The following is a 1,237-nucleotide window of genomic DNA, read 5'->3' as shown; positions in this document are numbered from 1 at the left end:
CATAGACCGCACTCATAGTTCCATTAATATAAAAATATGCACTGCATGCTACGATTACTGCACCTGTGGTTTTTGTTATGACGCTTTGCAGAAAATGATAAGGGACAAACAACATCTCCATCTTTGTATTAATCTTTTCGCATGCTTCATTTGCATCATTTAATCTTTTTGCCTGTTTTCCAAGCAGGTTGTATGATTTTACTTCTGATATTCCCTGCAGATACTCCATGATCTGATTTACAAGCTCTGTATCGCATACCACTTTTTGCTCTGAATCGTTTTTCCCTGCATTCTGCATCACAGCATTTACACCAAAGAAAATAAGCACTCCTGCTGCAGCTGTCAGTCCAATTCTCCAGTCAAAAAGAAACAGCATAAGAATGATCATGGATGTTTCCAGAATTCCCTGCATGGTCAGCATAACCACTCTCGCAGCTACATCGCCAAGTGTTTCCATTGTATTCGTCGTAATAGAAGAAATTTCCCCGATGCTGTTGGCATTAAAATATCCCATCGGCAGATAGCGCAGATGCTCTGCAATCTTGATTCTCATAAAAGCACTCGCATTATATCCTCCTTCTGTCTGAAGCACTGTAGAGTATCTCTTACAGATGACATCAACTACAATTGCAATCACCATGATCGCAATTGAACCACCAATATATTTTCCTATTGGTTTTCCACTCATCAAACCAATCAATATGTACATAATAGCCGGTATCTTCATTGCTGAAGCGAGAGCCTCTATAAGTCCGATCACTATCGACAGTTTAAATTTATTACCATTTTCCCTACCTGAAAAACGAAAGAATTTTGCCAGAATTCCAAACATATCATTCTCCCTCCTTCACCGTATCTTTTACAGAAATATGGGCATCCCACATTTCCTTATAAAGCGGGCATAACATCAGTAGTTCCTCATGTGTACCATGTGCTGTTACATTTCCATCATTTACGACAAAGATCTGATCACTGTCCTTAACGGTAGAAAGCCTGTGTGCGATTACGATCAGTGTCTTCCCTGCTACCAGTTTTGCAATAGAATTCTGCAGAATCGCCTCATTTTCCGGATCCGTATAAGCAGTTGCCTCATCAAGAATTACAATCGGAGCATCCTTCAGCATTGCCCTTGCAATGGAGATACGCTGCCTCTCTCCTCCTGACAGATGTCCTCCTGCACCTCCTACAACCGTATCAAATCCGTTCTCAAGCTGCATGATAAATTCATAGCATCCGC

2 protein-coding genes are annotated in these 1,237 nt (G+C 40.9%); both read right to left on the bottom strand.

The window, feature by feature from the left end:
- Positions 1-832: ABC transporter transmembrane domain-containing protein (locus NE638_RS17780; protein ID WP_173746863.1), on the bottom strand; the 832-nt coding region annotated here is incomplete at its 3' end.
- Position 833: 1 nt separating this feature from the next.
- Positions 834-1,237, bottom strand: a 404-nt coding sequence (locus NE638_RS17775) for an ATP-binding cassette domain-containing protein (protein ID WP_173746861.1), incomplete at its 5' end; no start/stop codon positions are given.

Source organism: Blautia sp. MSK.18.38 (genome assembly GCF_024460535.1).
GTDB lineage: Bacteria > Bacillota > Clostridia > Lachnospirales > Lachnospiraceae > Blautia_A > Blautia_A fusiformis.
Note: the sequence above shows the minus strand (reverse complement) of the source record. Positions and strands in the feature narration are given on the sequence as shown.